Genomic DNA, 24,888 nt, shown 5'->3' with positions numbered 1-24,888 from the left:
ACCCCAGCATATGTCTCTTAAGATATCTTAGTCTTTTTCTATGACAGTTTTTGTCTCATTACCGATGAAATCGGCTCAGTCCCTTTGTCACATTCTAGAGCGTGTGGAGCAGGGCGATGAGGAAGCGGATGCCTTGGAGGTAGGCGCGACGGGTGATGCGCTCATTGGTGCCGTGGACGCCGCGGTCGCATTCGTCATCGTCGACCACAAAGGCAGAGAAGCGGATGCACTCGTGGCAAATGCGCTGGTAGTTGGCGGCATCGGTTGCACCAATCACGGTCGAGGGCACGATGCTCATCGGCTCTTGGCCCACCGCAGACGATCCGTTTTCCTCTGTCCCCTTGGGACCACGGAAATAGCGGGCGGCGATGGCGCGGACGGCCTCGAGCCCCGGACCGCCCACGCGCGGGGACGGCGAGGGCTCGGAGCTGCCGGGGCCCAGCTCGACCTCGACTCGGCCAGCGAGCCCAGGGGTGGCAACGGCCTCGCGGCAGCAGGCCACGACATCGGCCACGCTCGTGCCCTCGAGCATGCGGAAGTTGATATTAGCCCACATATCCTGCGGCATTACGTTGGCACCGGTACTGCCGCCTTCGATTTGCGTGGGCGCGCAGGTGGTGGTCACAAGCGGGTACAGCTTTTTGCTGGCGAGGCAGTCGCGCACGATGGCATCCTTGCTGGCAGCAATCTCGTCTGCGGTATAAAGCCCCAGCTCGACGAGCTGCGCGGCAAGCAGGTCGGTCACACGCGCCGGCCACTCGATATCGCAAATCGCGGCAATAGCGCGGCTGAGCACTTCGAGCGACGTGCCACCGTAGGGGTTGGAAGAATGCCCGCCTTCGCTTCTCGTCTTGAGCACGATATCGGCATAGCCCTTCTCGGCAAGATCGGCATGCATAAGCCAACCCTCACCTGCGCTGTACTCGGCAGCCGCAACGATACGATAGTCGCCCTCGTCGATCAGGTACTCAAGCTCAACGCCACGCTCCTCGAGCGCGCGACCAATGGCACCCGCGCCGTACTGCGTGGTCTCCTCATCCTGGCCAAAGGCCAGCAGCAGGGTTCGTTCGTGTTGCCAACCGTGCGCCAGCGCATACTCAACGGCCTCCAGGATGCCCGCAACCTGGTCTTTCATATCGATGGCGCCGCGACCCCAAATATAGGTGTCGTCCACGTGCCCGCTAAAGGGATCGTGCGTCCAGTCCGTCTCGGTGCCCGGCACCACGGGAACCACGTCCATGTGGCCCATGAGCATGACCGGCTTGAGGGCGGGGTCGGTGCCGGCAAGCGTCACGAGCAGCGAATGGTCGATGAGCTCGACCTCGCCCGTCGCAAACACGCGCGGCCAGCCCTGCTGCATATAGGCGCGCAGGTCGTCAAACGCCTGCCAGTCCACCGTCTGGGCATCCATGCTCGAAATCGTCGGAAACGACAGCACGCGGCCCAGGCGCTCGCACGCGCCGACCTCGTCGATATCGGCAAAATCATCCTCGTGCGCAAAGAAGCGCCAAACCTCGGCCATGCCTTCCTCCAAAAACAGCGTGGCAAAGAGGAGGTCCCTTTGCCACGTTCGCTTGCATTATTTGTCGTTGAGATAACGCGAGAGGAACTCGCGGGTGCGCTGGTGCTTAGGGTTGCCAAAGAGCTCAGCCGGCGCGGCGTCCTCGAGCACCACGCCCTGGTCCATAAAGACCACGCGGTCGGACACGGTGCGCGCGAAGGCCATCTCGTGGGTAACGACGACCATGGTCATGCCGTCGGCGGCGAGCTTGCGCATAACGTCGAGCACCTCGCCCACGATCTCGGGATCGAGCGCGGAGGTAGGCTCGTCAAACAACATGATCTGCGGGTTCATGCACAGGGCGCGGGCAATGGCAACGCGCTGCTTTTGGCCGCCGGACAGGCGACCCACGGCGGCGTGTGCGAACTTTTCGAGTCCCACGCTTGCCAGATGCTCTAGCGCGACCTTTTCGGCCTCGGCCTTGCTCATCTTTTTGAGCGTGACGGGCGCGAGGGTACAGTTGTCGAGCACATCCATGTTGTTGAACAGGTTAAAGCCCTGGAACACCATGCCGATGTCCTCGCGGAGTTTATTGATGTTGCAGCGCTCGGCCGTGAGGTCCTGGCCGTGGAACCAGATATGGCCCGCGTCCGGGGTCTCGAGCAGGTTGAGGCAGCGCAAGAAGGTCGACTTGCCCGAGCCCGAGGCGCCGATGATGGTGACGACCTCGCCGGGATTGACAGCGAGGTCGATGCCCTTGAGTACCTCGAGCGAGCCGAAGCTCTTGCGCAGGCCCTCGACGCGGATGAGCGGCTCTTGGTTTTGCGCGGCGGCCGCAGCGCCGGTAGTGGCGGTATCTGCCATGATGATTCTCCTCGTCTTAAGCCTAGTTAGAGCTGGGCAGCGTGGCAGGGGCCTCGGCGCCCAGCTTTTTGCCAAAGGCTTCGAGCAGGCGGCTCGCCACGAGTGTCAGGATCAGGTAGACCACGAGCGCCACGCAGTAGACCTCCATCTGGCGGTAGTACACGCCGGCGACCGTGGTAGTAGCGTACATAAGGTCGAACACGCCGATGACCGAGAGCACCGACGAATCCTTGATGTTGATGATGAGCTCGTTGGTGAGCGCCGGAATAGCGTTTTTAATACCCTGGGGGAACACAACCTTGCGCATAGCCTGCCACTGCGAAAGACCCAGCGAACGCGCCGCCTCGGCCTGGCCAGGGTCGATGGACTCGATGCCGCCGCGCAGGACCTCCATCATATAGGCGGTGGAGTTGAGCGAAATGGTAACGAGACCCGCGGTAAAGGTGCTCCAGATCTGGTTGGCCTGCGCCGTCTCGAAGCCCATGCCGCGCAGAACGGTAAAGCCCGCGTAGTAGATGAGCAGGCCCTGCACCATCATGGGCGTGCCGCGCACGACGGTGGAGTACACGGTCGCAAAGCCTCGGCCGATGCTCTTAAAGAAGCGCGTGAGGTCATTGTCCACGCGGTCGAACGTCTGGATACGCAGGAACACGAAAAGCAGCGCCAGGAAAAAGGCGATGACGGTGCCGAAGGTGGCAAGCGCGATGGTGATCTCGATGCCGCGAATAAAGAAGTCGCCGCTCTTATAGGTCATGTAGACCAGGCTCGGCAAAAAGTCGCTGGGATTGGAGTCCGAGACAATGCTCACCTGTACCAGGTCGATAAACGACATGACGCAGCGGTCGATAAAGAAGATCGCTGCAATGGCGACGACGACATAGCTGCCCAGGCGCGCGCCGCGACGGAAACGCTCGGATGCGAATGGCGATTTTTCGCGATAGTCGTTCCAGTGCATGAGCTTGGTGACGAGCGCCGCCGCCGACACGACGAGCCAGGCCCAAAGGATCGCCCAGAGGCAATCCTGGAAGATGCCGGTGGGCGCCAAAAAGCTCAGCGGCGTGGGGTTGCGCTGGCTAAATGCCAAGCCGAGCGCCGCGATAACGCTCGTGCCCAGGTACACATAACGGTGGTCGGCCTTGATAAAGGAGGCCAGACGATTGATGCCTTTCATGCTGCCTCCCTATGCCGGCTGACGGTCGAGGCACGCGTCCCACATTTGGTCGCGCTCCTCTTGGCTAATGCCCTTGAGTGTCTTGTCGATGAGCTTAAGCAGTTTGTCCGAGCCCTTGCGGCAACCGACATTTGCCGTGACCTCCTGCTTAAAGCCCTCGCCCTCGGCAAAGTGGATGGGGACGATACCGGGATTTTGGGCCATATAGCCCTTTTCGTTCTCCGTGTTGTAGGTCACGGCGTCGCACGTGCCCTGCAGCAGATTCGAGAACACCGTGGGGACCGAATCGACCGGGTTCTTGTGCACAACGCCCGGAATCTCGTCGATGACGGTATCGAGCATGGTGTCCTTTTGGCCGAGCACCGTGGCACCGCTGAAGTCGCTGAGCTTGGTGGCGTTTTGGTAGGGCGAGCCCTCTTTTACGAACAGGCCAAAGTAGCCAATGAAGTACGGGTCGGAAAAGTCGACGGACTCCTCGCGCTCGGGCGTGGCGCTCATGCCGGCGATGATGAGGTCAATCTGGCCGTTGTTGAGCGAGTCGATAAGGCCCGAGAAGCTCTGCTTGACGGCAACGGGCTCGCCGCCGAGAGCCTTGCAGACGATCTTGGCGATCTGCACGTCGTAGCCATCGGCATAGGCGCCCTGCACGTTGTCGATGGGGATCGTGAACTCGCTGGCCTCGGAAACCTGCCAGTTGTACGGGGCGTAGGCCGCCTCCATGCCGATGCGGATCTTATCCTTGCCGATAACGGAATCGGACAGGTCATCGCGACCGCCGCCCGTCGTGGGCTGAACTACTTCCAGCGTGGAGGGACGCTGGCAGCCGGCAAGTGCGCCGGCGACGACAGAAGCGCTCGCAGCGAGAGCGCTACCCAAGAAGATGCGGCGGCTGCACACCGGCTGGGTATGCGCATCGCACTGTTGGGGAGAATGCATAATCTGCCTTCCCTGTTGAATCGTATGCTGACGACTTAACAGGATACCGCACGCCGCTATCCACTTGTATGCATACATACAAGTTTACGAACTGGAAAATGACTGATTGATGCAAGGGCAGCTAATTTGGGACGGGGCTATTTTGACTGCTTTCACATGCAAGCAGTCAAAATAGCCCCGTCCCAAATTAGCTGCCCCGACCCATGCATCGGAATGAGCGTGGAAAATCTCCCACTTTTGGCTCGCACACGGGCTCAAAACGGGAGATCATCCACGCTCAAGTTATGACCGCTCCGTGCGGAACCCCTAGAGCAGCGTAACGCTAAAGCTGCGCTCGTCCGTCTCGCCCGGCGCCAAGGTGATGGTGTTGACCTTGTGCTCGAAGACGTCGTCCTCGGTATCCATGGTGGTGTGGCCGGTCCAGGGCTCGAGCGCCACAAACGGCGCGTCGTTGGCGGCAGACCACACGCCGATGTACTTAAAGCCCTCAAAGTCGATCTTGACGCCGTGGCCCGACTTGCGACCGCGCAGCGTGAGCGTGGAGCCCGGGGTATCGGTGAACATGATGGCATCGTTATCGAAGCTGCGATGCGTGATGGGCACAACGTCCGAATTGTCGGGGGCCTTGTAGGAACCCTCGAACGTCATGAGACCATCGGGCGTGATGATGGGAGCCTCGTTGGTCCAAACCTCGGTAAACGCCAGCTCGTAATCCTCGAATGCCTCGTCCTCGGCACCGGGAGCGGGCACGTTAAACGCAGGGTGGCCGCCCACCGAGAACGGCAGGTCCACATCGCCGGTGTTGGTGACGGCAAAGGTCTGCGTGAGCGTGGCGTCGCCGGTCAGGGCATAGGTCATGTTGAGCTTAAAGTGGAAGGGGAAGGCCTTGAGCGACTCGGGCGTATCGGTGATCTCGTAGGTTACCGAGGAGCCGTCCTCGGAGACCTCGACCAACTTGTGCTCGACGATACGCGCGATGCCGTGGCGCGCCATCTCGCAGGTACCGGCGGCAGACGTCGCCGTGTTGTTGCGCAGCGAGCCCACGATGGGGAACAGAATGGGTGCGTGCTTGCCCCAAAAGGCCGGGTCGCCCTGCCACAGATACTCGTTGCCGTTGAGGGCGAGACTCGTGAGCTGGGCGCCCATGGAATCGATGGCCGCGGTGAGGCCGCCGCGCTTGATGGTGGTGACGGTGGACATGCTACTTCCTCCAAAAGTAAACAACGGTGTCGAGGGCTATTGTCCCACTCTTGGCTGTGGGAAGGGGCGGCACGCAATTATTGAGCATCCACGTAAAGGTCGAACCCGCCCTGCGGCGTGCTGTCAACCGTATCGGGCGCCTGCGAGTTAAAACTCACGGGGACCATGCGCTTCGAGGCGCGGAAACGCGTGCCATCGGTGGCGACGGGCGGCTCGTCGACCGTGAGCTCGTAGTCGCCGGGCTTGAGCTCGATGCCGTCGCCAGTGGAGTTGACATATTGGTACTCGTCGATTGCCTGGCCCTTGAGCGTGCGACCCACGATATGGATGAGCATTTGGCTGTCGCCGCGGGCGGTGTCCCATGTCGCACCGTCCTTGACCTCGACCGACACATGCACCGAGCGCGTACGGCTGAGCGATTGCTCGACAGACATCTCGACCTTGACGGCATCTTCTCGCTGCTGCTCGACATGGCTCCAAACATTGCCGATCGCCGAGCAGGCGATGACACCGGCCATAAAGGCGCTGAGGATGGGGCCGAGTGGCGAGCGGCGGCCCGCGTCTTCCTCACGAGCTAGGTTGGGACGATGCGTGGGCGCAGGGGCTTGGGCGCCCTGCGAGGGCACGTCGAGGATGCTGAAAGATGCCGTGCTGTCAGGGTCGATGGTATGACGTGGCTGCGGCGTCTTTGCCGGCGAAATTGACATATCTGCCGGCTCATCAAGCGTTGCCGTGGCATCGGCCTTTGCCTCGTCGGCCTCGGCCTGGGCCCAGGCCTGTTCGAAGGTCTGAGGCTCGGCGGCATCGTTGCCGGTTTCGGCCTCGTTGCTCGACGCTTCGTCCGTCAACGGCTCATCCCAGGACTCGTCCGGAGCCTCGCCTTCGCTATACCACCATTCAAAATTATCGATATCCATACGGGGCGCCCCTTAAGCCTCGCAAGTAAACACTTGCCAGCCTTATACCCCCAGACGGCGTTGGAGCTCGCCGGCACAGACAGGAAAACCGTCCCAACATTCGACGGTTTTTCTCGTTTTTGAGATTTTCATCGAATGTTGTGACGGTTTAGGCGGCAGCCACGCCGCGAATGTGACAAAGGGACTGTCTCTTTGTCACATTCTGTTAGAGTTGCAGGGATTGAATCCCGCTTATTCATGCGACATTGGAGTGACAACCTTGACCGCCGCAACCACGCCCAAAAGTAAGTCAACCGCCGCCGCGCTCTCCCCCGCGCGCACCAAGCTCTGCCTGGCGCTGCTCGTGCTGTTGGGATTCTCGCTCGGCTGCTCCGAGTTCGTGGTCATCGGCATCGAAAGCGACCTGGCGACGGAGCTCGGCATCTCGCTTGCCACTGCGGGCCAGCTCATCAGCGTGTTCGCGCTCGTCTACGCCATCGCGACGCCGGTGCTTGCGCTCAGCACGGGGCGATTCCGCCGCTACCAGCTGCTCGTGTGCTATAGCATCGTCTTTGTGCTCGGCAACCTGGTCATGGCGTTGGCGCCCAACTTCCAGGTGTTGTTCGCCTCGCGCATCATCTTGGGCTCCGTCTCGGGCGCACTGCTCGCCGTGGGTGTGACGTACATCCCCGAGCTTCTGTCCCCGCAGCAAACTTCACTTGCAATCTCGGTGGTATATGGTGCGTTTTCCGTGGCAATGGTCTTTGTCACTTCGATCGGCAAGTTTGTAGCCGACACGCTCGATTGGCACGTAGCCATGTACGGCACGCTGACCTTTGCCGTTCTGATCTGCGGAGCGCTCGTGGCGTTTATGCCGCGCGCTGGGCAAACCGACGAGCCTGCCACCTTTCGCGAGCAGGCGGGGCTGCTGCGCGAGCCGAGCATCATCACCGGCATGCTCATCTTTTTGTTTGGCGTGGGCTCGGTCTATGTGTTCTACGGCTACGTGACGCCTTATCTTGAACAGGTGCTGGGCATGGGCACGGTCGAAGCCAGTACCACGCTTATGGCCTACGGCGTGTTCTGCCTAATCTCGAACATCCTGGGCGGATGGATCGACGCGCGCTTTGGCATGAAGGCGCTGCTTGTGACGTTTGTGCTGCAGGCTGCGGCGTTACTCGGACTGTTTGCTGTGGGCGGCACCATGCCGCTCGCGCTGGTCTTTGTCTTTAGCTTGGCGTTGCTCATGTACCTGTTCTCGGTATCGTGCATCACGCACTTTATGGACGTGGCACGCAGCCGCCATCCCAAGTCGATGGTACTCGCAAGTTCGGTTGAACCCATGGCGTTTAACGTCGGCATCTCGTTTGGCACCGCAGTGGGCGGCGCCGTGGTAAGCAGCGTTGGCATTGCGTACGTGGGCGCAGTGGGCGCCGCGTTCTCGCTTGTGGCCTGGGCCCTCACGCTGGTGACGATTAAGCTGGCTCGCTGGGAGCGCCGTCGTCAATCAGCACAGCTCCGGATGCAGGCATAGGAGCGAACATAGCCCAAGGTGGCGAGCAACCGGTGAAAACCGTCCCATACAAGTAGTGTTTATCCGCCTGGAAGCTTCAGCAGTGCAATTTCGTGTATTTCAGATACACGTTTTTCTTCGATTTCATGTATCTGGAACACATGAAATCTTGAGCACCTCTGTCTTCGTGGAAAACGTTTTTGCCCGCTTTACATCAGACGATGGGCGTGAGCTGCGTCATCCTCCACTCTGCGCAGTTGGCTTCATTGGAAAGGGCTGTGTTACAGTGCCACCGCAGGCCGTACGGCCCTGTCTAGAAAGGAAACCCTGTGCAACGCGTTCTTTTTATCTGCCATGGCAACATCTGTCGCTCGACGATGGCTGAGTCGGTGTTTACCGAGTTGGTGCGCCGCGCCGGGCGCGAGGGCGAATTTGTCATCGATTCCGCTGCGACCTCGACCGAGGAGATTGGCAACCCGCCGCATCATGGCACGGTCGCCAAGCTGCGCGAAGTCGGGATTCCCGTCGTCGCACATCGTGCACGTCAGGTGCGTCGCGCGGAGTATGGCGACTGGGACCATATTGTCTATATGGATGCTGAGAACGCGCGTGGCCTGCGTCGCATCTTTGGCGACGACCCTGACGGCAAGATTACGCGCTTGCTCGATTGGACTGATCGCCCCGGCAACGTGGCCGATCCCTGGTACACCGGCAATTTCGATGCCACCTACCGCGACGTGATCGCCGGCTGCACCGCCATGCTCGAGCAGCTGTAGGTTCGTGGGCGCACGAACCACGCTCTAAACGGGAGAAAATCCACGCTCATGAATGTGACAAAGGAACTGCCCCTTTGTCACATCCGGGACTGGCCCTAGACCGGCTTGACCTCCAGCTTTATCCCCTCGGCGCAGGAGTCGCCCAAAACATCCGAAAGGGCCCAGGTCGCATATAGCGGCAAATAGAGAACCGCTCCGTTGCGCTCAACGTTGCCTCTCGAGAAAACAATCCCGAGCCTTACGCCATATTCAGCCGTATCAAGCACATGACCGAGCGCAGCGTGCGCGTGGTAATAGGAGCCCGATTTAACCTCGATCGGAACAGCCGTCCCATCCGGTCCATCGACCACAAAGTCCACTTCACCGCGCTTTTTTGTCTGATAGTAGTAAAGCTGGCGATTTTGGGCGGCCAGCTGCTGGGCCACCACGTTTTCGTAAATGCCGCCCAGATTGGGCTCCTTGCTATCAAGATACGCCGCTTGGGCGACTCCAACGGGGTAGCGCGCCATCAACATGCCCGTATCCGATTGATATAGCTTGAACTGCGATGGCCGCGCCGTCTTGAGCAGGGGCGATTTTGGCTCGGTTACGATATCGGCTTTGAGAGCAACGCCGGCATCGACAAGCCATACAAAATCTCGCTGATACTTCTCGTAGTAAGCCTTGGGGTCAATGGAATTGAGCACGAAGCGCTTGTTTTCGCCCTCGAGCATAATAGGGAGCTGATCGTAGATGCTCTGCACCTGAAGGGCTCGCCCGCTTGCATACTTGGAGATATCCCGCCGGTACTGTTCGTTGAGCTCTGACTGTAGCTGACGAACAGAGGCAAGGTCGCCCTGCGTGTCAAGGAAACGCTGCACGACCTCCGGCATTCCGCCGACAACGGTATAGGTCCTGAAGTTTGCCATCATCGCGTCATGAATGTAATCAGGAATGGGCCTCTCGCTGATACACGCGTCACGTATCGTTTGACGAGCCCCCTCGCTCACCCCGATTGCCCAGCAAAACTCCTCAAAATCGAGCGGGAACATCCTAAGCTCGCGAACATACCCCACGGGATAGGACCTGACGCCCTTGAACTGGGTCCCGAGCATTGACCCCGAAAACGCCCAGCGGCACCTCCCGTCCTCAACAAGGAACTTTGCCATCGTCATGATGTCGGGGGCCTCTTGGACCTCATCGATAAACACGAGCGTTTTGCCTGGTGCAATCGACTTTCCCGAAAGAAGCGTCACCCTGCTGATGAAATCATCGGCATTCCGCGCCTCGAGAAGAGCATCTTTTGCCTGGCGGTTTTCCATGAGGTTAAGCTCGATGTAGGTTGCATGGTTGGCTTTGCCAAATGCGCGAATCGAATAGCTTTTGCCAATCTGGCGAGAACCCGTAATGAACAAGGCCTTTTGCTCGGAAGACTTCAGCCAACGCTCCAGCTCTGCCGCTATTTTCCTGCGCAGCATAGGCTCTCCCCTCGGTGTTATCGAATGAAATGCAAAGTTTTATATGCTTGATTATCGATGAAACGCAGAATTTTTAGAACCTAAAATCTGATGAAATGCAGAGATTTGAGATTATAAGCAAAAGAAGGGGCACCACCGGCGAATGTGTCAAAGGGGCTGTCCCTTTGACACATTGCGCTCGACTACTCGTCAACGATCTTGGCAAGCCAGACGTTCAGTGTATCGACTTCGGGGCAGCAGAACTTTGCCGTGCCGGGCTCGTTGCCAGGCACGGTCCCGCCATAGCGCAGGATATCGATATAGGGAAAGCCCACGTGGCAGGCCATGGCGCACATCTTGCCGCGATCGCGATCGAAGTCGAAGACATCGCCCGGCTTGTGCCCGTGGTGACAACGGCACGCACCCAGCTGGTCCACGCAGCTAATACGGATACGCGGACGCTTGCCACGCGGCGCGCCGAGCGGCCTGTTCTCGCCCGCTGCCTCGGTGCTGCTCTCGTCGGCGTTACTCATGGTCAACCACATCCAGGCAGGCCTCGATGGGAAGGCCGGCCGACTTGTCCTCTTGGTCGGCATTGCGCTCGATAAGCTCAGCCACCACACGCATGGCATCGGACGTCGCGCACTGCAGACTCCAGCCTGCCATAACGCGGCCGACGAGCACCGCCGAGAACGTGTCGCCCGTGCCCGGGAAATAGACCGGAATGAGCTCAAAGGGAATCGTAAAGTACTCCCCCGCCACATGGTCGTAACCGATAACCGCGTTCGTGCCATTGACTACGGCGCTCGTAATGACCACCGACTTGGCACCCAGCTCGCGCACGGCGTCCACAAGGGCGCGGGCCTCATCGGGCGTGATTTGCTCGACGATAGGCGTGTCGGTGAGCAAACAGGCCTCGGTGTAGTTGGGAACCGCGTAGTCGGCGCACTCGAGCAGGTGCCGCATAAGGCCAATCGTGGACTCGGGCACGCCCGCATAGAGCTTGCCGTTGTCGCCCATGATGGGGTCGACGAACACCTTGGTGCCCTTTTGCGCACGGCGGTGGCAAAAGTCCGAGATGATGCGCGTCTCTTCCTCGGTCACGATAAAGCCGGTCGAGATGGCGTCGAACTCAAAGCCGAGCTCTTCCCAGATGGCAAGACTCTGACGCACGTACTCGGTGGTGTCGTGGATGTAGAACTTGGGGTAGTTGAGCGTATCGGACACAAGTGCCGTCGGCAGATTATGGATACGGTAACCCATGTGCGACAGCACCGGCAGCATGGCGGAAAGCGCGACCTTGCCGTAGCCGCACATATCGTTAATCAGCAGCAGCTGAGTATTCTTCATGAGTGCCCCCCTTGGATCGGGCGCGGCGCAACGGCGCCACAGTGCAACTAAGTGTAGCGCAGGGGACGTTGCGAGCGGAGTCGAGCAGTGCGAAGAGCAGATTGTTGCGGAAAGGTTTCGGAAAATGATCCCTTTTCCTCCGTCCCCAAGTAGTCGTTGGGGACGTTCTTAAACGACTAGTCAAACAAGAACGTCCCCCAACGACTACCTTTTGGCAAGTTTGAATCAAGGCAACGCCGATGTTTTGGCGAAGTCAGCGAAAACCCGCCAGAGCGAGCAAGGTGCCTTGAAACAAGGCGGCATTGACCTTCTGGTCATGCCGCCGAAGTTGAAAGGCAGATTGCCGCTCTGGCGGGTTTGCAGCGTCGAGCGGTTACGGCGTTTGGCAAAACGCCGTAACTTAATAAGTTTGGTACCTTGACATTGATTTCTCACGCTCCTAAATTGGTTAGGCACAAAACAATTCCACTACCTAACTAAAGAAAGGAGCAACACTAATTCATGTGCGATGAACCTCTTAACCTTTGTTCGCACGAGCCCGGCGGTGACCCGTCGCAACCGGTAGACATACCCGAAGCGGTCAGCGCCGAAGACAAACTCGCCAAGCGCATCCTGAGCGGCCTGGGTTTTTGCGGCCATTACATGCATTTTCATGGCGGAGGCGTGTCCGGCAAGGCGCCCATCATCTGCCTGCTGGCCAAGCAGCCCGGCGGCGAGATGTCGCAGCAGGAACTCGGCATGCACTTTGACCTCAAGCCGGGGTCGCTTTCCGAGATCCTGTCCAAGCTCGAGGTCAACGGCCTCATCGAGCGCAGCCGTAACCCCAAGGATCGACGGCAACTCACCATTCGCCTGACCGAAACCGGCCGGGAAAACGCCCGCATCGACCAGGCGGCCCGCATCCGCTTTAGAGAACGGGCCTTTAGTGCCCTCACTCACGACGAGCGCGAGCAGCTCGCCGAAATGCTCGAGAAAATCCGTGTAACCTGGGAGGAACTGGATGATTAAAACCCTCATGGGCAGCATCCGCGACTATATGAAAGTCGCTGTTGCCACGCCATTGCTCGTGCTTGGCGAGGTGCTCTGCGAGATGCTGATTCCATTTATCACCGCCAACCTGATCGACGCCATCAAAGACGGTACCACCGTAGCCGAGATGCTTCCCACCGCAGGCTTTTTGGTGCTCATCGCGCTGACGTCGCTTGCTTTTGGTGCCGCTGCCGGCGTCACCTGCAGCCATGCGAGTTGCGGCTTCGCCAAGAACCTGCGTCACGACCTGTTCTACAAGATCCAGACGTTCAGCTTTGCCAACATCGATGAGTTCTCGAGCTCCTCGCTCGTCACGCGTCTGACCACTGACATCAACAACGTGCAGCAGGCCTTTATGATGATCATCCGTATCGCCGTGCGCGCGCCGCTGGTCTTGATCTTCGCCTTTACCATGGCATTTATCATGGGCGGCAGCGTCGCCATGGTCTACCTGGTCATCATTCCGCTGCTGGGCTTTGGACTGTTCTTTATCATCTTTAAGGTACGCCCCATCTTCTCGCGCGTGTTCCACAAGTACGACGCCCTTAACGAGTCCGTCGAGGAAAACGTCACCGGCATGCGCGTGGTCAAGAGCTACGTGCGCGAAGACTTTGAGAAGGAGAAGTTCGCCACCGCCGCGCGCGACGTCCAGATGGACTTCACCCGCGCCGAGAAGCTGCTCGCCTTTAACAACCCCATGATGAACATCTGCGTCAACGGCGCATTTGTCGTCATCATCTACCTGGGATCCAAGCTCATCATCACGAGCCAGGGCACGCTGTTCGACGTGGGCCAGCTCTCCTCGATCTTTACCTATGGCTTCCAGATCCTCATGAGCCTGATGCAGCTGTCGATGATCTTTGTCATGGTGACCATGGCCGACGAATCGGCGCACCGCATTACCGAGGTGCTGGCCGCCGAGCCCACGATCGCCGATCCCGCCGAGCCCGTGCTCGAGGTTGCCGACGGTTCCATCGACTTTGACCACGTGAGCTTTAAGTATTCCGCGCATGCGAAGCGCCAGGCGCTCGACGATATCGACCTGCACATTAAGAGCGGCGAGACCATCGGCATCATCGGCGGCACTGGCTCGGCCAAGTCCACGCTTGTAAACCTCATCGCCCGCCTGTACGACGCCACCGAAGGCACCGTGCGCGTGGGCGGCATGGACGTGCGCGACTACGACCTGGACGCACTGCGCCACCAGGTCGCCATGGTGCTGCAGAAAAACGTGCTGTTTAGCGGCACCATTGCCGAGAACCTGCGCTGGGGCGACCCGAACGCCACCGACGAGGAAGTCCGCGAGGCGGCACATCTGGCCTGCGCCGATGAGTTTGTCGACGGTTTCCCCAAGGGCTACGACACCTGGATCGAGCAGGGCGGCTCCAATGTTTCCGGCGGTCAGAAGCAGCGCCTGTGCATTGCGCGTGCTCTGCTGCGTCGCCCCAAGATCTTGATCCTGGACGACTCCACCAGCGCCGTCGACACCAAGACCGACGCCAAGATTCGCGCAGGGCTGGCAAGCTATCTGCCTAACACGACCAAGCTCATCATCGCCCAGCGCATTAGCTCCGTGCAGGACGCAGACCGCATCATCGTCATGGAAGGTGGCCGCATCGCGCAAATCGGCAACCATGACGAGCTGCTCAAGACAAGCGAGATCTACCGCGAGACCTTTACCTCGCAAAACAAGATGTCTGCCGAGGGCGAAGGGGCCGTCGAGGCCAACACCGAGGCATCCGCAACGCAAGCTCAGACCCAGGAAGGAGGCGAGGCACATGAGTAAGGCAACGACCGCCGAGCGCGCGCTCAACCGCAAGGGCGGCACCATGTCGCGCCTCATCAAGACGCTCTTTGGCTTCTACCCCGTGCTTTTGCCCCTCGTCGTCGTCGGCGTGGTGCTCTGCGCCATCATCAACTCCATCGGCGCGACCTTCCTTCAGAGCGCCCTGCAGATTATTAGCGAATCGTGGCAGTCGGGCGATTGGGAAGCCGCACAGCCCAAGATCGCACAGCTCGTGACTACCCTCGCCTGCATCTACGGCGTCGGCATCCTGTCTTCGCTCTTCTGGAACCGCGCCATGGCCATCGTCACGCAGGGCTCGCTCGAGAAGCTGCGCGAGAAGATGTTCAACCGCATGCAGGACCTGCCGATTCGCTACTTCGACACGCACCAGCGCGGCGACATCATGAGCCACTACACCAACGACATCGACACGCTGCGCCAGATGATCAGCCAGTCGCTGCCCAACCTGCTCATGACGACCATCGTCATCGTCACGGTATTCTTTATCATGCTGTACTACAGCGTGTGGATGTGCCTGGTCATTGTGGCCGGCGTCGTCTTTATGACCTTTATGACCAAGCTGCTCGGCTCCAACTCTGCGCGTTTCTTTATTGCGCAGCAGTCCGAGCTCGGCGTGGTCGAGGGCCATATCGAGGAAGTCATGAACGGCCAGAAGGTCGTCAAGGCATTCTGCCACGAGTCTGCCGCCGAGGCCGATTTTGACGAGCGCAACGAAAAGCTCTTCGAGGTCTCGCAGAAGGCCAACATGTACGCCAACATCCTCATGCCTATCCTTATGAACCTGGGCAACCTGCTCTACGTGTTGGTGGCCCTTGCCGGCGGCATTTTCCTGGCGCTGGGCGTGCCCAACCTGAGCATCTCGGGCATGACGCTGTCCATCGCCGTCGTGGTGCCGTTCCTCAACATGACCAAGCAGTTCTGCGGACAGATCGGTCAGATCTCGCAGCAGATCAACGCCGTGGTCATGGGCCTCGCCGGCGCCGACCGCATCTTTGAGCTCATCGACGAGAAGCCCGAGACCGACGAAGGCTACGTGACGCTCGTCAACGCGCAGGTGAACCCCGAGACTTGGGAGTTCGAGGAGGCCGACCACCACACCGGCATGTGGGCATGGAAACACCCGCACCGCGCAACCGGCGAGATCGAGTACGTACCGCTGCGCGGCGACCTGGTCATGGACAACGTCGACTTTGGCTACACGCCCGACCACGAGGTGCTGCACGGCGTGTCCGTGTTTGCCAAGCCGGGCCAGAAGGTCGCGTTTGTCGGCGCCACCGGTGCGGGCAAGACGACCATCACCAACCTCATCAACCGCTTCTACGACATCGCCGACGGCAAGATCCGCTACGACGGCATCAACGTCAACAAGATCCGCAAGGCCGATCTGCGCCGCTCGCTGGGCGTCGTACTGCAGGACGTGAACCTGTTCACCGGCACCGTGATGGACAACATCCGCTACGGCAACCTGGACGCCACCGACGAGGAGTGCATCGCGGCAGCCAAGCTCGCGGGCGCCGACGACTTTATCACCCGCCTGCCCGACGGCTACGACACGATGCTCACCGGCAACGGCGCGCAGCTGTCGCAGGGCCAGCGCCAGCTGATTTCGATCGCACGCGCCGCCGTCGCCGATCCGCCGGCGATGATTCTGGACGAGGCCACGAGCTCCATCGACACCCGCACCGAGGCCATCGTGCAAGCGGGCATGGACAAGCTCATGGAGGGTCGCACGACGTTTGTCATCGCGCACCGCCTGTCCACCGTGCGCAACTCCGACGCGATCATCTGTCTGGACCATGGCCGCATTATCGAGCGCGGTAACCACGACGAGCTGATCGCCAAGCGCGGGTATTACTACCAGCTCTACACCGGAGCGTTTGAGCTGGAGTAGTTCGGCCCGCCGAGACGGCCGATTTGCCGCTCATTCGTCGGGCATGACCCTAAGGTCAATGCCCTCCTCTTTCGGGGCAAATCGACTCATATCAGCGACCCAAACACAATGCGCCGCAACGAATAAAGCCTCCGCAGCCACACGGGCTGCGGAGGCTTTTCTATGCCCTCTGTTACAGGCTTACCGCTCCTCGCGTTGCGGCCCAGCTGCCTCGGCTGTCTTTACGCGGTTCTTGTCGATGTACATGTTTTTGTCGGCTTGGGAAAAGAGCTCGCACATCGTAGGCGGTTCATCAAAATCACTGGAAAGCGCATAGCCCACCGCATAGCTAATAGGCATGTCGGGGTGAGCCTCGGAATACTCGTTCACGTTCGCACGAACCCGAGCGAGACAGGACTCCACGGCAGCTCGATCGGCATCCCACAGCACCGCGATAAACTCATCGCCGCCGTCGCGACCCACGAAGCAGGTCTCGGACGACACACGCCCCAGCTGCCGGGCAAAAGAGCAGATGTATTCGTCGCCCTTCTCGTGACCAAAGCTGTTATTGACCGCATGCAGATTGTTAAGGTCGAAAACGCACACCGCAACGGGCGCCTCCACGGAAACAGGCTGCTCCTGCCCCAAGATCTCCTCGCACTTGTTCTTGTTGGGCAGTCCCGTGGCTCCGTCGAGATAGACTTTGCTCTGCAGTTCGCGATTGAGCGCGGCAGTTCGCACCGCGCGAACAAGTTCAACCGCAAAGGCCGCCACCAATCCCATGATGTCGATGATCACCAAGCCCTCGAGATAGTTGAGCGCCGACGCCTTCTCCTGAGAGTAGTCCTCTGCGAGTCGCGTAGCATCGTCGCAAATGCCAAAGAACTCCTCGCTCATAGAGATGATGTCGGTGTTCTCATAGCCGACTTCGCGCACGCGGATGATCTCGGTGCAAAGCTCATCAAAATAATTAGCAAGCTCGGTCATTTTTGCCTGATACTCGTCGTCGTCGAGACGGACGAGGTTGAGGTCGTCACTTCCGTAACGCAAACCGTTGATGTATGAATCCACGGCTTTGAGCAGGTCATCTTGAGGCTGGCCCGCATCCTCGAGCTTAACGATTCGCTGCGTGGTACCGCGCACCAGACCGGCGTAGTTGACCACGCGCGCCGTGCCCTGGATATCGGAGACGAGCAGCATAACATTGATGAAGAAGAAGATGAGAACTGCCGTGAGCACCATCATGAGCAGGCGCACCGCCTGGCTGGCCTTCTTGGCGACAGAAGTATTCACAAGTTCAATCCCCCAAATGGCAAAAGAGTAGGTGGCGCATAGCGTCTTGTAAATCATGCGGGGTCAACTCTACCAGATGATTTTTCTAGGACGGGGATTAAAGAATCATCGACACGATAGCTATTTGAGAAGCTGAGCCATTGCGTTGACGAATTTTTGGACTTGGAGGGTGGGCTCGAGCGGATAGTGCAGAAAGACCGGTACCTCACGGCCGCACAGGAACGGCACGCCCACAAAGGCCGGGTGCACCCCCGACCATGCGCCGCAGGTGAGCACCGCGTCGCCCTTTTCCTCCGCCTCGTTAAAGAGCGCGAAGTCAAAGCTATCCGCATCGATCACGTCCACACCGCCGTCGGCCAACAGGTCGATGCGCAGGCTGTCCATGGCATCGTTGCCGTGGCGCAGTACGCGCAGGCGCATGCCCTCCAAGTCGGCGACCGTAATGCGTGTCTTGCGCGCCAGCGGGCTCGTGCGCGGCAGGTCGATATAAAACGGCACGTTGACGATGCGGAGCTTTTGGCAAGTGTCGCCCCAGCGTGGGGTCGAAAAACTCGACTGCACTACATCAACCTCTCGACCGAGGCTGCGCATGACGGATTCGCGCTCGTCATAGAGGTCGCTTACCGGCACGATCTCAAATCGCAACGATGGCTCCAGCTCGTGCACACCCGTCCACATCGACAGCGTCTGGCGCCCCGGGCACATCATCGACACGCCCAGGCGCACGGCACCGCCATCGCCCGCCGCGCGTCGGGCACGGCGCAGCGCGTCCTCGGACTGCCGCATGATCGAGCGCGCGTCGTCCACCAGCAGAGCGCCCGCCGGCGTCACCTTGACGCCCGAGTGCGAGCGTTCGAACAGCGTAATACCGAACTCCGCCTCAAAACCCGATACCTGCTTGACGAGTGCCGGCGTCGACACACGCAATTTTGCCGCCGCACGCGAGAAGCTTCCCAGCTCCGCGGCGGCCGATATGGCCTCAAGTCGTCGATCGTACACGTCAATCTCCCGTTTTCGCGCCTGTGACCGCATGGTGCCACAGGGGGTTGTTTTCGCAGGTCACGCGCTCAATTGAGGATAATCTGCATCGCACAGTGTAAACCTACGGTTAACGCTATTCTAACAAATATGCAATTCACCTGCGCAAATGCAAAGCATACGATAACCAGCGAAAACCACGTGGGTCGATTAATGGGAGCGGCCCACCGGGAGGCACAAGAAGGGAAGTTCCTATGAGCAATTGGCTTAAGCTCGAGGGCGATGTCTGCGCCGTGACTGGCGCGCTCGGCGGTATGGGCGCCGAGATCTGCCGCGAGTTCGCCCGCAATGGCGCCAACGTCGTCATGCTCGACCTGGACGAGGAGAAGGTCAAGGCCGCTGCCGCCGACCTCGCTGCCGAATTTGGCATCCACGCCGAGGGCTACAAGATGAACGCCACCGACGAGGCCGAGGTTCAGGCTGCCGTCGACGCCACCATCGCCAACTTCGGCCGCGTCGACGTCCTCGTCAACACCGCCGGTATCCTGCGCTTCGCCGCCATGGAGGACCTGCCGCTGAGCGACTGGGAGCAGGTGCTCAACGTCAACCTCACCGGTTACTTCATCACCTCGCAGCGCTTTGGTCGCGAGATGATCAAGGCCGGCCAGGGTCGCCTGGTGCACATCTCGACCGTCGCCAGCCACTCCCCCGAGACGTTCTCGGGCGTGTACAGCTCCACCAAGGCCGGCGTCAACATGATGTCCAAGATGCTCGCCGCCGAGTGGGGCCCCTACGGCGTCCGCTCCAACTGCGTCGAGCCTTGCTTCGTTAAGACCCCGATGTCGGCCAATTTCTACGCCGACCCCGAGGTCGAAAAGAGCCGCAGCCGTCTGATCGCCACGCGCCGCATCGGCGAGGTCAGCGATATCGCCAACGCCGTCATGTTCCTGGCGTCCAAGCGCTCGGACTTTACCACCGGCGATGCCATCAAGGTCGACGGCGGTTTCTCCAACATGATGGGCGACCTCACCGCCAAGCCCGGCGGCCGTCGCGCCTATGCCGACAACTACCTTAAGAACAAGGGTGTCGAGCTCTGGTCCGATGAGTCCGGCGTCGCCAAGCCGACTGACCAGTAAACCAACCTGACAGGGAGGCCCCGCGGACACGCCCGCTCCTCCCCCGTATCGATTAGAAAGAGTCCAATGGCTTCCACCAACTCCAACAAGGGCCGCGCCGTCGTGCTTTCCGCCGCGTGCGTCACCATGTTCTTCATCAGCTCCATCGCGCTGTATTCCGTCGTGAGCAAGAACCTGCTCGCCGTCTACCCCGAGTGGTCGAGCGCCCTTACCTGGGCTTTCCCGGTCTTTCAGACCATCATGGCCGTGACGGGCATCTTCGCCGGCCGTATCTCCGATAAGATCGGCCCGCGCAACGTCGTGATCGCCGCCGCCGTGTGCTACGGCGTGGGCTGGTTCATGTCCGGCACCGTCACCGAGCCGTGGCAGTTCTACCTGTGGTTCTCGCTCGTCGCCGCCGTCGGCAACGGCCTGGGCTACAACCCGGCGCTCACCACCGGCCAAAAGTGGTTCATCGACAAGAAGGGTCTCGCCTCCGGCATCACCCTGGCCGCTTCGACCGCCGGCCCCGCCGTGCTGTCCCCGGTGCTCGCTTCGCTGCTCATCCCGAGCCTGGGCATCTTTGACGCCCTCAAGGCACTCGGCGTCATCTTCTTTGTGACGATCGCCGCCTCCGCCCTGTTCCTGAAGGCCCCCGAGGCCGGTTGGCTGCCCGAGGGCTTCGAGGCCCCCAAGGGCGGCGCGCATGCCGGCACCTTCGGTGACCTCACCCCGGGCGAGATGGTCAAGACCCCGCGCTTCTGGGTCCTCATCGTCACCTTCGCCTTTGCCGCCACCGCGGGCACCCTGCTCGTGGGCAAGGTTGCCTCCATCGCCGCCGTCCAGCTCTTCGCCGACCCCACGAGTGCCGCGGCCGTCGCCCTCGGCGGTGTGGTCGTCTCCGTCAACACCTGCGCCAACCTGGTCGGTCGTCTGTCCTTTGGCCAGATCATCGACAAGCTCGGCGCCTATAAGTCGCTGCTCATCAGCCTTGTCGTCACCATCGTCGCGCTCGTCATCATGTCGATGAGCTTTACGCAGAGCATGTTCTTTGTGGCGCTCGCCCTGCTCGGCTTTAGCTTTGGCGCCCTGCTCGTCATCTACCCGCCGCTCACTGGTGGCGCCTTCGGCACCAGCAACATCGGCGTCAACTACGGCATCATGTTTTTGGGTTACGCCGCCTCCACCTGGATCAGCCAGCCCATCACCGCCGTGCTGTATCACGCCGAGGCCGGCAGCGCCGCCTACCAGCAGTCCTTCTACGGTGCCATCGTAATCGCCGCAATCGCCGTCGTGCTCACCGTCTACATGATGGTCTCCGACAGCAAGAAGAAGTCCGCCTAGTTTTGCTTGATGCGGCAAGGACCGCCCCCTTGCCGCATTCCACCGCCACCAGTATTAAGGAGTCGAAATGTCTGAGCTCAACCCCGTCCGCATTGCCGTTATCGGCGCCGGCGCCATGGGCCGCAACCACATCCGCTTTGTCACCGAGGAGCCCGAGGCCGAGCTCGTCGCCATCGCCGACGCCTTTGAGGGCGCCCGCGCCACGGCCGAGGCCGCCGGCGTGCCGTTTTATACCGATCCCGCCCAGATGATGGACGAGGTCAAGCCCGAGGCCGTCATCATCGCCACGCCCAACGACCTACACCTGGGCGTTGCCCGCGAGGCTGTGAAGCGCAACATCGTGCCGCTGGTCGAAAAGCCGATCTCCAACGACCTCGAGGATGCCCAGGCCTTTGCCGCCGAGGCCGAGACCGCCGGCGTGCCCGTACTCGTGGGTCAGCACCGTCGCCACAATCCCTTCGTCAACAAGGCCAAGGAGATCATCGAGTCCGGCGAGCTGGGCAAGCTCACCGTGTCGAGCTTCCACTACATGATCTATAAGAATGACGAGTACTTCGATGTCGAGTGGCGCCGCAAGAAGGGTGCCGGCCCGATCCTGGTCAACCTGGTGCACGACGTCGACCTGCTCCGCTACCTGCTGGGCGAGCCCGTTGCCGTCCAGGGCATGCAGTCCAGCGCCGCCCGCGGTTTTGAGACCGAGGACTCCGCCGTGGTCAACGTCCGTTTTGCCGATGGCGCGCTCGCAAGCATGACCATCTCTGACGCCACCGCCAGCCCCTGGAACTGGGAGGCCACCGCTCGCGAGGATCCGCAGTACCGCCCCTTCGACGCCGACGCCTACTTTATCGGCGGCACTAAGGGCGCCCTTTCGCTGCCCCGCCTGCACCGGTTCTCCTACGACGGCGCCTCCAACTGGCACAAGCCGCTGCAGATGGAGATCCCGGCCGTGGACCCGGCGCTGCCGCACAAGATGCAGCTCAAGCACTTTGTGAAGGTCGTTCGCCGCGAGGTCGAGCCCGTCGTGACTCCCGCCGACAACGTTAAGACGCTCACGCTTCTCAACGCCATCAAGGAGGCCGCCGAGACCGGCCAGCTCGTCGAGCTGTAATGCCTTAAGAGCGGCCGCGGCAGATACCCCATGCCGAACCCCTCGGTCCGCCACCAATAAGCCCCTCTTCTTTGCCCCGCGAGCAGCCTCCTGCCCGCGGGGCTTTTTGCTACCTTGCCGACGATTTTTCTAGGGCGGGGGCTATTTTGTACCTCGGCTTGATTCGTTCGCCACCAAATGGGCCTATCTACTACGTTTAACCGATTACCCTCAACCATGCCGAATTTCGCGAAATTAAAACCGCAGGTAGACGGCTTGCCGATTTTCGGAAAACCGGGGGATGGTCGACCCATACGGTTCAAACGTAGTAGATAGGCCCCTTTCGTGGCGCAACCCCAAAACAGTCTTTTGGGACGGGTGGTATCCTTGGTAGCCCTGTGCTGCAAACGCACCTTAAACGCAAGGAGTCCCATGGATCTTATCGCCCAGCTCGCCCGCGAGCTCAACCTTAAGGCCGCCAACGTCGAGGCGGCCGTCAAGCTCATCGACGAGGGCAACACCATCCCCTTTATCTCGCGCTACCGCAAGGAAGCAACGGGCGGCATGGACGACGTCGCCCTGCGCGCGCTCGACGAGCGCCTGTCCTACCTGCGCAATCTCGAGCAGCGCAAAGAGGACGTCATCCTGCTCATCGACGCCCAGGGCAAACTCACGCCCGAGCTCGAGCAGCAGATTCGCGAGGCCACGCAGCTCCAGCGCGTCGAGGACCTCTACAAGCCCTACCGCAAAAAGCGCATGACCCGCGCGCAGAAGGCCCGCGAGGCCGGCCTGGAGCCGCTCGCCAACATGATCATCATGCAGGCATCCGCCAAGGGCAGCGCGCTCGACGCCGCCGCGGCCTACGTCAACGAGGACGCCGGCTTCGACACGCCCGAGAAGGCACTCGCCGGCGCCGCCGACATCGTGGCCGAGACGGTGGCCGAGGACCCCGAGAACGTCGCCGACCTGCGCGCCTTTACGCAAAACACCGCCGATATCGTCGTCGAGGCCACCGACCCCGCCGAGAAGACTCCCTACGAGCCCTACTACAACTTTGACGAGCCGCTGCGCCGCATCCCCAACCACCGCGTGCTGGCTATCGACCGCGGCGAGCGCGAGGGCAAGCTCCGCGTGCGCGTGAACGTCGACGGCGCCGCTGCCACGGCACGCCTCGGCAGCCGCTGGCCCCGCCGCCAGGGCGTGTTTGCTCCCATCTTCGATGCCGCCATCGCTGATGGTTACAAGCGCCTCATGGCCCCCTCGCTGGAGCGCGAGGCCCGTGCCAAGCTCACCGTCCGCGCCCAGACCGAGGCCATCAACGTCTTTGCCAAGAATCTCGAGGGCCTGCTCTCGGCCCGTCCCGTGCGCGGCGCCCGCGTGCTCGCGCTCGACCCGGGCTACCGCACCGGCTGCAAGGTCGCCGTCATGGACGAGACCGGCAAGCTACTCGACCACGGCGTGGTCTACCCCACCAAGCCGCGCCATGACGTCGCCGGCACCAAACGCGAGCTCGCCCGCCTCGTCAAAAAGGACGGTGTCAACACCGTCGTCATCGGCAACGGCACCGCCAGCCGCGAGACCGAGGAAGTCGTCTCGGAGTTCATTGCCGAGCAGGCGCCTGGGCTGCGATACACCATTGTTAACGAGGCCGGCGCGTCGGTGTACTCCGCCTCCGAGCTCGCGAGCCAGGAGTATCCCGACCTGGACGTCACCGTGCGCGGCGCCATGAGCCTGGGCCGCCGCCTGCAGGACCCACTGGCAGAGCTCGTCAAGATTCCGCCCCAGTCCATCGGCGTGGGCCAGTACCAGCACGACCTTGACCAGGCCGAGCTCTCGCGCACCCTGGGCCACGTGGTGGAGGACGTCGTCAACCGCGTGGGTGTCGACGTAAATACCGCGAGCGCGAGCCTGCTGGGATACGTATCGGGCATCACGCCGAGCGTGGCCAAGAACATCGTGGCGTACCGCGAGGAAAACGGCGCCTTTACCGATCGCCGCCAGCTCAAAAAGGTCCCCAAGTTGGGGCCCAAGGCATACCTCAACGCCGCGGGCTTCCTGCGCATCAGCGGCGGTAAGAACCCGCTCGACGCGACGAGCGTCCACCCCGAAAGCTACGAGGTGGCAACGGCCGTCCTGGAGCGTGCCGGCGTTGCCGCCAGCGAACTCAGCCGTGGCGGCGTACCCGATATCGAGCGCCGCCTGGGCAGCATCTCGGCGCTGGCAAGCGACCTAGACTGCGGCACCCTCACGCTCATCGACATCGTTAACGAACTCAAAAAGCCCGGCCGCGACCCGCGCGACGACGCGCCCGAGGTGGTCTTTAGCCGCTCAGCGCTTTCCATCGACGACCTGGAGCCCGGCATGGAACTCAAGGGCACGGTGCGCAACGTCGTCGACTTTGGCGCCTTCGTCGACGTGGGTGTGCACCAGGACGGCCTCGTGCACATCTCCAAGCTGGCCAACCGCTTCGTCAAGCACCCGAGTGATGTCGTGCGCGTCGGCGACACGGTGAAGGTGTGGGTCGAAAAAGTCGATCGCGACCGCAAGAAGATCTCGCTCACCATGGTGCAGGGGAAGTAAACCGCCTAAAGCAAGGGTCCCCCCTCTCGCGACGTGCAGAATCGCGAGTATTCTGCAAATTCCGCCGTTCCGGATGCCCCTCAGAGGCAATAAAGTCACAAACAGCCCCCGTTTTAGCGTCGTCAGAGCCAAAACGGGGGCT

General features: G+C 60.9%; 20 protein-coding genes. 9 read left to right on the top strand and 11 right to left on the bottom strand.

The window, feature by feature from the left end:
* Positions 1-94: 94 nt before the first annotated feature.
* The 6 genes from OIL77_05365 to OIL77_05340 all read right to left on the bottom strand — a co-directional run bounded on the left by OIL77_05365 (position 95) and on the right by OIL77_05340 (position 6,589).
* A complete protein-coding gene (locus tag OIL77_05365; GenBank protein ID HJI44835.1) occupies positions 95-1,522 on the bottom strand; it encodes a M20/M25/M40 family metallo-hydrolase in 1,428 nt (475 codons plus the stop codon).
* A 57-nt stretch (positions 1,523-1,579) separates the two neighbouring features.
* Positions 1,580-2,365 carry an amino acid ABC transporter ATP-binding protein gene (locus OIL77_05360; protein ID HJI44834.1) on the bottom strand — a complete coding sequence of 262 codons (786 nt, stop codon included), beginning with the start codon at positions 2,363-2,365 and terminating at the stop codon, positions 1,580-1,582.
* A 22-nt stretch (positions 2,366-2,387) separates the two neighbouring features.
* A complete protein-coding gene (locus tag OIL77_05355; GenBank protein ID HJI44833.1) occupies positions 2,388-3,536 on the bottom strand; it encodes an amino acid ABC transporter permease in 1,149 nt (382 codons plus the stop codon).
* Between the two features lie 9 nt (positions 3,537-3,545).
* On the bottom strand, positions 3,546-4,472 hold the full coding sequence (locus tag OIL77_05350) for a transporter substrate-binding domain-containing protein (protein HJI44832.1): 927 nt from the start codon (positions 4,470-4,472) through the stop codon (positions 3,546-3,548).
* A gap of 306 nt (positions 4,473-4,778) precedes the next feature.
* A complete protein-coding gene (locus tag OIL77_05345; protein ID HJI44831.1) occupies positions 4,779-5,672 on the bottom strand; it encodes an aldose 1-epimerase family protein in 894 nt (297 codons plus the stop codon).
* A gap of 77 nt (positions 5,673-5,749) precedes the next feature.
* Positions 5,750-6,589, bottom strand: a complete 840-nt coding sequence (locus tag OIL77_05340) for a hypothetical protein (GenBank protein ID HJI44830.1) — start codon at positions 6,587-6,589, stop codon at positions 5,750-5,752.
* 250 nt (positions 6,590-6,839) lie between these two features.
* On the opposite strand from OIL77_05340, the gene OIL77_05335 reads away from it, so the two are divergent.
* Together OIL77_05335 and OIL77_05330 are read left to right on the top strand one after the other, a co-directional pair.
* The gene (locus tag OIL77_05335; GenBank protein HJI44829.1) at positions 6,840-8,102 is read left to right on the top strand and encodes an MFS transporter; all 1,263 of its coding nucleotides are present in this window, start codon (positions 6,840-6,842) and stop codon (positions 8,100-8,102) included.
* Between the two features lie 308 nt (positions 8,103-8,410).
* A complete protein-coding gene (locus tag OIL77_05330) occupies positions 8,411-8,857 on the top strand; it encodes a low molecular weight phosphotyrosine protein phosphatase (protein ID HJI44828.1) in 447 nt (148 codons plus the stop codon).
* Between the two features lie 95 nt (positions 8,858-8,952).
* On the opposite strand, the gene OIL77_05325 is transcribed toward OIL77_05330, so the two are convergent.
* The 3 genes from OIL77_05325 to OIL77_05315 form a co-directional block, all read right to left on the bottom strand.
* A complete protein-coding gene (locus tag OIL77_05325) occupies positions 8,953-10,314 on the bottom strand; it encodes an ATP-binding protein (GenBank protein HJI44827.1) in 1,362 nt (453 codons plus the stop codon).
* A 182-nt stretch (positions 10,315-10,496) separates the two neighbouring features.
* The gene (locus OIL77_05320) at positions 10,497-10,826 is read right to left on the bottom strand and encodes a TIGR04076 family protein (protein ID HJI44826.1); all 330 of its coding nucleotides are present in this window, start codon (positions 10,824-10,826) and stop codon (positions 10,497-10,499) included.
* The gene (locus tag OIL77_05315; protein ID HJI44825.1) at positions 10,819-11,643 is read right to left on the bottom strand and encodes a PfkB family carbohydrate kinase; all 825 of its coding nucleotides are present in this window, start codon (positions 11,641-11,643) and stop codon (positions 10,819-10,821) included. Before OIL77_05315 ends, OIL77_05320 begins: the two co-directional genes overlap by 8 nt.
* Before the next feature lie 501 nt (positions 11,644-12,144).
* Here OIL77_05315 and OIL77_05310 point away from each other — a divergent pair.
* Genes OIL77_05310 through OIL77_05300 form a run of 3 tightly spaced genes read left to right on the top strand, consistent with a single transcriptional unit; the run spans position 12,145 to position 16,370 of the window.
* On the top strand, positions 12,145-12,651 hold the full coding sequence (locus tag OIL77_05310; GenBank protein ID HJI44824.1) for a MarR family winged helix-turn-helix transcriptional regulator: 507 nt from the start codon (positions 12,145-12,147) through the stop codon (positions 12,649-12,651).
* Entirely contained in the window at positions 12,644-14,458 is a 1,815-nt protein-coding gene (locus tag OIL77_05305; GenBank protein HJI44823.1) for an ABC transporter ATP-binding protein/permease, read from the top strand. Before OIL77_05310 ends, OIL77_05305 begins: the two co-directional genes overlap by 8 nt.
* A complete protein-coding gene (locus tag OIL77_05300) occupies positions 14,451-16,370 on the top strand; it encodes an ABC transporter ATP-binding protein/permease (protein HJI44822.1) in 1,920 nt (639 codons plus the stop codon). The genes OIL77_05305 and OIL77_05300 overlap by 8 nt, the downstream gene beginning before the upstream one ends.
* Positions 16,371-16,550: 180 nt before the next feature.
* On the opposite strand, the gene OIL77_05295 is transcribed toward OIL77_05300, so the two are convergent.
* A complete protein-coding gene (locus OIL77_05295) occupies positions 16,551-17,699 on the bottom strand; it encodes a GGDEF domain-containing protein (GenBank protein HJI44821.1) in 1,149 nt (382 codons plus the stop codon).
* A gap of 63 nt (positions 17,700-17,762) precedes the next feature.
* Positions 17,763-18,641: a LysR family transcriptional regulator gene (locus OIL77_05290; GenBank protein ID HJI44820.1), complete on the bottom strand. Its 879-nt coding sequence runs from the start codon at positions 18,639-18,641 to the stop codon at positions 17,763-17,765.
* Between the two features lie 233 nt (positions 18,642-18,874).
* Here OIL77_05290 and OIL77_05285 point away from each other — a divergent pair, with 233 nt between their 5' ends.
* The 4 genes from OIL77_05285 (at position 18,875) to OIL77_05270 (ending at position 24,746) form a co-directional block, all read left to right on the top strand.
* Positions 18,875-19,756, top strand: a complete 882-nt coding sequence (locus tag OIL77_05285; GenBank protein HJI44819.1) for an SDR family oxidoreductase — start codon at positions 18,875-18,877, stop codon at positions 19,754-19,756.
* Positions 19,757-19,822: 66 nt separating this feature from the next.
* The gene (locus OIL77_05280; GenBank protein HJI44818.1) at positions 19,823-21,079 is read left to right on the top strand and encodes an MFS transporter; all 1,257 of its coding nucleotides are present in this window, start codon (positions 19,823-19,825) and stop codon (positions 21,077-21,079) included.
* Positions 21,080-21,146: 67 nt separating this feature from the next.
* A complete protein-coding gene (locus OIL77_05275) occupies positions 21,147-22,187 on the top strand; it encodes a Gfo/Idh/MocA family oxidoreductase (protein ID HJI44817.1) in 1,041 nt (346 codons plus the stop codon).
* Positions 22,188-22,598: 411 nt separating this feature from the next.
* Positions 22,599-24,746 (top strand): RNA-binding transcriptional accessory protein, encoded by a 2,148-nt coding sequence (locus tag OIL77_05270; protein HJI44816.1) that lies wholly within the window; start codon positions 22,599-22,601, stop codon positions 24,744-24,746.
* The last annotated feature ends 142 nt before the right edge of the window (positions 24,747-24,888 follow it).

This window comes from Coriobacteriaceae bacterium, from assembly GCA_025993015.1.
GTDB lineage: Bacteria > Actinomycetota > Coriobacteriia > Coriobacteriales > Coriobacteriaceae > Collinsella.
The sequence above is the reverse complement of the archived record's forward strand: the minus strand, read 5'-3'. Positions and strand labels throughout refer to the sequence as shown.

Coding starts and splice junctions, on each gene's coding strand:
- OIL77_05365 (HJI44835.1), bottom strand. CDS start 1,522: ATGGCCGAGGTTTGGCGCTTCTTTGCGCACGAGGATGATTTTGCCGAT.
- OIL77_05360 (HJI44834.1), bottom strand. CDS start 2,365: ATGGCAGATACCGCCACTACCGGCGCTGCGGCCGCCGCGCAAAACCAA.
- OIL77_05355 (HJI44833.1), bottom strand. CDS start 3,536: ATGAAAGGCATCAATCGTCTGGCCTCCTTTATCAAGGCCGACCACCGT.
- OIL77_05350 (HJI44832.1), bottom strand. CDS start 4,472: ATGCATTCTCCCCAACAGTGCGATGCGCATACCCAGCCGGTGTGCAGC.
- OIL77_05345 (HJI44831.1), bottom strand. CDS start 5,672: ATGTCCACCGTCACCACCATCAAGCGCGGCGGCCTCACCGCGGCCATC.
- OIL77_05340 (HJI44830.1), bottom strand. CDS start 6,589: ATGGATATCGATAATTTTGAATGGTGGTATAGCGAAGGCGAGGCTCCG.
- OIL77_05325 (HJI44827.1), bottom strand. CDS start 10,314: ATGCTGCGCAGGAAAATAGCGGCAGAGCTGGAGCGTTGGCTGAAGTCT.
- OIL77_05320 (HJI44826.1), bottom strand. CDS start 10,826: ATGAGTAACGCCGACGAGAGCAGCACCGAGGCAGCGGGCGAGAACAGG.
- OIL77_05315 (HJI44825.1), bottom strand. CDS start 11,643: ATGAAGAATACTCAGCTGCTGCTGATTAACGATATGTGCGGCTACGGC.
- OIL77_05310 (HJI44824.1), top strand. CDS start 12,145: ATGTGCGATGAACCTCTTAACCTTTGTTCGCACGAGCCCGGCGGTGAC.
- OIL77_05305 (HJI44823.1), top strand. CDS start 12,644: ATGATTAAAACCCTCATGGGCAGCATCCGCGACTATATGAAAGTCGCT.
- OIL77_05300 (HJI44822.1), top strand. CDS start 14,451: ATGAGTAAGGCAACGACCGCCGAGCGCGCGCTCAACCGCAAGGGCGGC.
- OIL77_05295 (HJI44821.1), bottom strand. CDS start 17,699: ATGATTTACAAGACGCTATGCGCCACCTACTCTTTTGCCATTTGGGGG.
- OIL77_05285 (HJI44819.1), top strand. CDS start 18,875: ATGAGCAATTGGCTTAAGCTCGAGGGCGATGTCTGCGCCGTGACTGGC.
- OIL77_05280 (HJI44818.1), top strand. CDS start 19,823: ATGGCTTCCACCAACTCCAACAAGGGCCGCGCCGTCGTGCTTTCCGCC.
- OIL77_05275 (HJI44817.1), top strand. CDS start 21,147: ATGTCTGAGCTCAACCCCGTCCGCATTGCCGTTATCGGCGCCGGCGCC.
- OIL77_05270 (HJI44816.1), top strand. CDS start 22,599: ATGGATCTTATCGCCCAGCTCGCCCGCGAGCTCAACCTTAAGGCCGCC.